The organism is Lentimicrobium sp. L6, assembly GCF_013166655.1.
In the GTDB taxonomy this organism is placed as follows: domain Bacteria; phylum Bacteroidota; class Bacteroidia; order Bacteroidales; family UBA12170; genus UBA12170.
The window spans coordinates 22964-29248 of record NZ_JABKCA010000066.1; the positions used below are offsets into that span (position 1 = coordinate 22964).

The following is a 6285-nucleotide window of genomic DNA, read 5'->3' on the forward strand; positions in this document are numbered from 1 at the left end:
ACGTATGACAAAATTATTAAATGATAAACATATGAAAGATTTTAGTTCTATTGAAGAAATATTAGACTTTGCTATTAATAATGAGCAACTTGCAGTTGATTTCTATGTGAAGCTTGCCGCCAAGTTTGATGAAAAATCGATGAAAGAAACCTTTGAGGATTTTGCTAAAGAAGAGATGGGTCACAAAGCTCGTTTGACTAGTATCAAAGAAAAAGGTTTATACGATATGCCTGTGGAAAAGGTGATGGATTTAAAAATTGCTGACTTTGTGGTTCGCGGAGATACCAATGCTGACATGAGTTATTCTGATGCTTTAACTTTAGCTATGAAAAGAGAAAAAGCAGCTTATAAGTTATATCTAAAATTGGCCGAAAGCGCTCCAAATGATGAAATGGCAAAAATATTTAATGGTCTGGCCCAGGAAGAAGCCAAGCATAAACTTCGTTTCGAATTGGAATATGATGAATTTGTTTTACGAGAAAACTAAAACATCTCAAACACGATATATAAGCCTCGTCAAATCTTTTGATGAGGTTTTTTTTTTGATCATTGGGTTTTAGAGGACAGGAGTTTAAATAGGTGTGAGTGGTAAGTTATGCTTGTGAATATGCCATTTATCTCAAGTCGATTGTATAATGTTTGAAATGAAATTGAAGGGCAGTGCGACTTTGCAGGGTGATTTGAAATCCCTTTTAATGAAGATCTGAGTAGATCGTCGGTAGGAGAATCAGGTTTTCTAATAAATCCTTTGGCCGACTTTGAATTTTTTCTCATAAATATCCACGGGTTAAAACCCGCGGCTATTATATTGAATACCTTTGGTATTCCCCAATATATACTTTGATAAAAACTCCTACTCTAAAACTCTATCAACTCCTCTAACTCAATAAACCAAAAGCCTACTAAAATGCATTTAAATTAGCATAAAAGACTCCTTCATGATTCATGAAAGTACCATCCTTTTTGTTCAAGTCCAATTTCCCTCCTTTATAATTCGTTGCGGGCAAGCCTAATTCCTGGTAAATACATGCAGTAGCAGCAAAGTCCCAAATACTCCCTCCTCCGTTTTCTTTTTTCGGAAGCTTTAACATACAGGCTGGGCCATTTTCCAATACAAGGATGGCATTCAATACCGCACCTGCTCCAGCAATTTCTCTTAGCCCATTCAAACCCAACTTTTCTACATGTTTATTTAGCAAACTTTCTATTTCGGTTGCACGAGGGGTGTCCTCCAGAGTTCGGTCGGTCGTGTAGGTTAAGAGGTTAATTATATGCTTAATTTTCCAAGGAATACCATTCTTAAAGGCTCCTTTCCCTTTGATGGCATGGTATAATGTGTCCGTGCTCGGATCAAACACGACTCCAATATAGGGTGTTCCATCTTTTGCGACTAAAGCAATGGATACAGAGAAACCCGCTTGTTTATTGATAAAAGCAAGGGTTCCATCCATGGGGTCGATGCACCAGAAAAAATCTTTTTCGAATCGACTGCCATCATCTTCGGTCTCTTCTGATAAAAGTGCTATATCAAACTCATCACAGGTGGGAAGTAGATGAGAAAGAATTACCTTTTCACATTCTAGATCTACTGCGGTTAGCACTTGTGAGGCATAGCTTTCTCCTCCCTTTTTATTCTCCACTTTAATTTCATCATTCATATACTTCTGAATGACTTTTCCTGCAGAATGGGCTGCCTTGATGGCTATATTAGTAAGTAAGGATAGATTCATATCTATAGGTTTTTGATCACTTCTGCTGTTACGCGTTCACTATAGGTGTTTATCTTCCAATGACCAGGACTCCATCCTTTTAGGAAGCGATGAAAGTCTGCCCAAGCTACTCGATATAAAGACCGCCATTCCTTTTCTAAAGCTTCATTTCTTTCTTCCAATTCACTTTGTAAAATTCCAAAGTAGGTATCTAGTATTTTTGCTTCCAAGCGCTCACAGTCATTTTCATCCAGGCAACTTCCTATAAAGTAGGCTACATCTTTCATTCCACAGCCGCCTCCTACATACTGAAAATCTAATCCACTCACCTGTCCATCTTTAGCAAAGCAGAAGTTGGCTAGTTTAGCATCGCCATGAACAAAGGTTTTGTATGTACAATTATTTAGTTTTTCGTCAATGATAGGAGCTGCCTTCTTCAGTCTTTTATCATCCAGTACTTCCAATTCCTGTGGTCTGGTCGCCAAATGCCAATAGGTGCCCACTTCCCAAAGTCCAGTTGGAACTTGCCCCATATAACTGGCGTGGAATTTGGCCAACCATGCCAAACACTCAACTATTTCTTTCCATATAAGATCATTCTTGCGTAAGGGATAGCCAGCTTCATCCAAATCCTCCAACACCATCAGCACCTCATCATTTTTCGTTTCAATGGCTAGACATTGGGGCAGGCGGGCTATGCTGTTTTTACTGTATTTATCGTACCATGCAGTTTCTACTTGGTATGACTTCAGTTTTCGTTGATGACCGATATCAGTATTCCAACCGCGTGGATGATTTTTATATTGGGGTATCTGCACATGCTTTACCACCACACTATCAACAGAAGCATCCTCTAATCCTATTCGTATGATTTTCCCATAACCACTCCACAGCTCTTGAATCACCTCTTTTTCATATAAAGAAGAAGCACCAGTTTTTTGTAGAATGATGGATTTAAAATATTCATTCATAAGGGCGCAAAGATAGGAAAATGTGTCTGTAATTCTTCCAAGGAAACTTTGTGACTTCTCAGTATCTCATATAGTAAAGGCTATTCCATGACCATTTAAAAACAGTTGGTATTTTCCCTCAAGTCGCAAATAGATTATAGGCTAGGGTTTAAATGATTATAGGGTAGGGTATTGTGACAAATAGGGTAGCCTAAGAATTATTTCTTACTTGATTTACCATTCATTAAGTCAAGAAGAAGTCACAATTAATTTAAGAGGATTGTTTTCTTTCTTCAATTAGTATAAACCTAGCTAAAAGCTACTGAAATTTGACAACTTCAGAGACTTGATAGACAGTATTATTTATTTTAGGATGAACTAAGGGATCAAAGCCTTGAGCACAGCGAAAGGATTGAGGCCCTAGGTTATGATTTTTTTGCTACACTTTTTAAAAAGTGTAACAAAACCTCTGCTGTATCAGCAAGTCTAACCACAAATAGCTTTCCGGAAAAACAATAAATGTTGACGATTGCATGTCAGCATAAACTCCTCCTTATAGTGACATTCTACGAATGGTCACTAACGAGGGTCGAACAGTATTGTTTTTATTTCCTACAAGCTATTTGCTCCGCTTAACGACTTCCTGATAAGGCGGTCCTAGACTTTCCTTCGTAAGTCTTTATAAACTTTGCATGGTTTAGGTACAATTTCTTTAATCGCTTTCTTGTTCAGAGACAAATTTCATAAACTATCTGTTTTGGACTCCGGAGGAGTCAAATATGAATAGGTTTAACCCGTGGTTGTTTGATTACTAAGGATTGTAATGGCAAATGCCTAGAATCATGCCCTCCTCCATGTATTGAAATCGGTGAACCCTATAAAATCATACAAGAGCATGGCCTCTATTGTGGAAATTGGGTTTGTCTGGAAGATGCTGTTGTGATTGGCGTGTTGGATTAATTATATTGCTTGTTTTTAATGGCGAAGTACTGATTTGTAAGTATCTTTACAGTCAAATTGATATGAAAACACTATGCTAGTAGAAACAAAACTAATTAAAAAAGAATACTTAAAGTTGATGCTATTATTGGTTTATAAACGCCCAATGATCATTTTCCTTAATATCATAGGCTTGGTGATGATAACAGGTACTCTGCTTTATGCTATTGGAGATTATTCTATGTATTCTGAAGCGCCAATTGTACCAGGCTTTATGGGCTTGTTTTTTCTTTTATTTATGCCAATCTCTGTAGTGTTTGGAGCACACAAAAGCTTTTCTTCTAATGGTAGGTTGCAAGAGAAAATCACCTATGATTTTACTGATGAGAAAACAATAATAAATGGTGAAACATTTAGTTCAGAAATGAGCTGGGAAAAAACATATAAGGTTAAGGAATTGAAAAATTGGATATTGATATACCAAAACAAGCAAATGTTTAATTTAATCCCTAAAACTGCCTTTGGTGATCAGTTGAGTGAGTTCAAGTCATTGGTTAATAAGAATAATATTAAGGCTAAGTTTAGGGAGTAGTAGTCTTGGTTTTATGTTTTAAATTATCTCAGCCTTTTGGTGGAGGCTTTTTAATTATTATAAAATTCTCGAAATATGATAACCGTATCTGCTTCAATAATAATGGTTGTCATATCTTCTAATGGATGGCCATTGGTGAAATTACCAAATTCAATGCTTTCCCTTTGTCCTTGACCTCTCAAAAAGCTTAAATGATAATGACCATCGGTATTCTTAGTTGAGGACATATCAGCAATAAAAACCCTAATATAATTCGTTGGTATTTCAATGAAGTTCTCATTCTTATAGCCCTGTGGAACAATATGCACAGAATCTAGAGTGTTTGAAGTTTCATTTACAATTTCAAAATAGGCACTCGTAGAATAATTCTCCGCATTTTTGATTTGCCTAAAATCACTTTCACAGTGGATACATTCTTTGGTTTCCTCATTCCATGAACCACCAGAATCTAGGCATTTGTCAATTTTCATAAATTCTGACAGTTCATTGAAAATATAGATCCCTCCTATTAGAATGATTAGGAATGCTGTTAGTTTGATTGGTTTATTGGTCATAGAAATATCGTTCTAGATTGAATTCGGATCAGTAAGATAAATAGACAATGCTTTAGATACTATTTGATTTAAAGTCATCATAAGCTTTTAATATTTCTAGAATGTCATAATCAAAATCAGAGTTATTCAGTGCTTGAATCATTGGCTCCAATTTAGGCATATCTTTGGCTAATTTTAATAATTGCTTTTTATGGGAGGTAAAAAGATGAATAAATATTGGTTTCTTTTTGTCTTTTTTAATGAAATAATCACTCTCATGGGTGGAGCTATCATATGCATTTAAAGAATATTGTCTATACCAACTAATCTCTCCTACAAATAACTCTTCGAATAATGATTTATTTAAAGGGTCCATCTTACTCAGAGGTCCAGTGTCTTGTCTGGCAACAAATATCCTTGTTTTCCCTTTAAAATCAATAAACTCTAAATAATCTAATTCTTTTGGCTTAAGCCATTTTTCTTCTGGCCAAGTTTTGTCATTGGTGTCTATTACGATTAGGTTTCTACAAAAGCTACCCTCATTAAGTAAGGTCTTGTCAAATAAATTAGCACTCACTTTGATTTTTACATTTAAAGTATCCTTTGAATCCTTTTTCAATAAAATGGCATCAATCTTCTGTATCTTTTGAGGAAAGGCACTTACCGAAATGAGTATTGTTAAAGCAATAAATATGAATCTCATTTTGTTTCTTTTATGGGTCATTTGGTTAAAGATATTGATAAGACCATTCACCTTAAATGGTCTACTTAATGTCGTTATTTTGGCCAAATATAAGGTCTTTTTAGCAATCGTAAAAAAGCGTATAAGAATGTTTTGTGAAATATAAAAAATGTATAATTAGGATCGAGAATACCGAAAAAGCAAACGCTATTTTTAGCACATAGGAAATATTATGTGTGGAGAATTAATAAAAAACTGACTAGATTTGTTATAGGAAGGACTCTGATGTCCTTAACATTTTTAAGCCGATATTGGGTTGACCTGAATTTGTCCTCCAATGGCTTTTAAAACCTTCATTATGGTGACAAATTGAGGTTTCGAACCATTGGATAAGGCTTTGTATAAACTCGGTCTACTTAATCCTGTTTCTTCAGCTATTTTGGTCATTCCAATGGCTTTGGCAATATGTCCTATGGCTGTGATTATATCTGCACTGTCTCCTTCTTCGAGGACTGTATTTAGATATTCGGCAATCATCTCTTTGCTATCTAAATAATCTGCTATATCAAATTTTGAAGTTTCCATTTTTTCTATTCGTTTAATCTTTTCCAAATTTCTTTCGCCTGCTCAATGTTTTTCTGTTGCGATGACTTGTCTCCACCAATCAGCAGGATAATAATCTTTCCATCTTTTTTTTTGAAATAAACTCTATAACCCTTAGCAAAATTTATTCGTAATTCTTTAATTCCATCACCAACGGGTTTATGGTCTCCAAAATGCTCATCGCTTTCCAGTTTTTGAATTCTGAAAAGGATTTTCGCTTTGGTGGATAGGCTGACTCATGTTGTGCCACCTATACCGATGTAACTGTGCCACTCAA

Annotated in this window: 7 protein-coding genes and 1 pseudogene; 2 read left to right on the forward strand and 6 right to left on the reverse strand. The window is 35.5% G+C overall.

Annotation, left to right across the window (positions count from 1 at the left end; all coding sequences use genetic code 11):
- Positions 1–31: 31 nt before the first annotated feature.
- Positions 32–487 carry a ferritin family protein gene (locus HNS38_RS15580; protein WP_172276637.1) on the forward strand — a complete coding sequence of 152 codons (456 nt, stop codon included), beginning with the start codon at positions 32–34 and terminating at the stop codon, positions 485–487.
- 415 nt (positions 488–902) lie between these two features.
- Here HNS38_RS15580 and HNS38_RS15585 read toward each other — a convergent pair whose 3' ends face one another.
- Together HNS38_RS15585 and HNS38_RS15590 are read right to left on the reverse strand one after the other, a co-directional pair.
- A complete protein-coding gene (locus tag HNS38_RS15585; protein ID WP_172276634.1) occupies positions 903–1730 on the reverse strand; it encodes a 3'(2'),5'-bisphosphate nucleotidase CysQ in 828 nt (275 codons plus the stop codon).
- 2 nt (positions 1731–1732) lie between these two features.
- Positions 1733–2680 carry a phosphotransferase gene (locus HNS38_RS15590; protein WP_172276631.1) on the reverse strand — a complete coding sequence of 316 codons (948 nt, stop codon included), beginning with the start codon at positions 2678–2680 and terminating at the stop codon, positions 1733–1735.
- Positions 2681–3692: 1012 nt separating this feature from the next.
- On the opposite strand from HNS38_RS15590, the gene HNS38_RS15595 reads away from it, so the two are divergent.
- Positions 3693–4190: a YcxB family protein gene (locus HNS38_RS15595; RefSeq protein ID WP_172346683.1), complete on the forward strand. Its 498-nt coding sequence runs from the start codon at positions 3693–3695 to the stop codon at positions 4188–4190.
- A 50-nt stretch (positions 4191–4240) separates the two neighbouring features.
- On the opposite strand, the gene HNS38_RS15600 is transcribed toward HNS38_RS15595, so the two are convergent.
- The 4 genes and pseudogenes from HNS38_RS15600 to HNS38_RS21250 form a co-directional block, all read right to left on the reverse strand.
- Positions 4241–4744 carry a hypothetical protein gene (locus HNS38_RS15600; RefSeq protein WP_172346684.1) on the reverse strand — a complete coding sequence of 168 codons (504 nt, stop codon included), beginning with the start codon at positions 4742–4744 and terminating at the stop codon, positions 4241–4243.
- 52 nt (positions 4745–4796) lie between these two features.
- The gene (locus tag HNS38_RS15605; RefSeq protein ID WP_172346685.1) at positions 4797–5426 is read right to left on the reverse strand and encodes a hypothetical protein; all 630 of its coding nucleotides are present in this window, start codon (positions 5424–5426) and stop codon (positions 4797–4799) included.
- 279 nt (positions 5427–5705) lie between these two features.
- On the reverse strand, positions 5706–5990 hold the full coding sequence (locus tag HNS38_RS15610; RefSeq protein WP_172346686.1) for an addiction module antidote protein: 285 nt from the start codon (positions 5988–5990) through the stop codon (positions 5706–5708).
- Between the two features lie 5 nt (positions 5991–5995).
- Positions 5996–6223: pseudogene (locus HNS38_RS21250) on the reverse strand (type II toxin-antitoxin system RelE/ParE family toxin); the annotation flags it as partial.
- Positions 6224–6285: the final 62 nt, after the last annotated feature.